Here is a 450-nt window from a genome sequence, read left to right as displayed (position 1 = left end):
CCTCGTCGAGGTTCTCTAGCGCGTCGGACCGGGACTCCCCCTGTGTCGTGACGCCCGTCCCGACGTCTCGGGCGATCCACCAGCCCTCGTCTCGCCAGAGGCGGATCTCTCCTTCGTGGTCCGTCCCGTCTTCCGTCGAGCTCGCCATTACCGTATCTTTCGTCCGATTTCGTTGATAAGGGTTGGGCAGGGAACGAACGCGACGGCCGAGCCGATACCGGTCGCCGCATCCGGGAGTTCCTTGTAGCCCTCCGCCGAACCCTCGTCCATGACCACGGTGGACGACCTGATCGACCGGCTCGAAGCGGAAGCGGCGGCCGACGCGGACCCGGCGACCACCCCGGACGTGGGGATCATCATGGGCTCGGACTCGGACCTCCCCGTCATGGAGGACGCGTACGAGGCGCTCGACGAGCTCGGGTTCGCGGAGCAGACCGACTTCGACGAGGC

Annotated in this window: 1 protein-coding gene and 2 pseudogenes; 1 reads left to right on the top strand and 2 read right to left on the bottom strand. The window is 67.1% G+C overall.

Annotated elements, in window-relative coordinates; translation table 11 throughout:
- Window positions 1-148: pseudogene (locus DVK07_RS21735) on the bottom strand (type II toxin-antitoxin system HicB family antitoxin); the annotation flags it as partial.
- Window positions 148-276, bottom strand: a complete 129-nt coding sequence (locus tag DVK07_RS24260) for a hypothetical protein (protein ID WP_255410509.1) — start codon at window positions 274-276, stop codon at window positions 148-150. The gene DVK07_RS24260 and the pseudogene DVK07_RS21735, both read right to left, overlap by 1 nt.
- Here DVK07_RS24260 and DVK07_RS21730 point away from each other — a divergent pair.
- Window positions 269-450, top strand: a pseudogene (locus tag DVK07_RS21730) (AIR carboxylase family protein); the annotation flags it as partial. The gene DVK07_RS24260 and the pseudogene DVK07_RS21730 sit on opposite strands and share 8 nt — an antisense overlap.

The organism is Halorubrum sp. Atlit-26R (assembly GCF_003666015.1).
In the GTDB taxonomy this organism is placed as follows: domain Archaea; phylum Halobacteriota; class Halobacteria; order Halobacteriales; family Haloferacaceae; genus Halorubrum.
The sequence above is the reverse complement of the archived record's forward strand: the minus strand, read 5'-3'. Positions and strand labels throughout refer to the sequence as shown.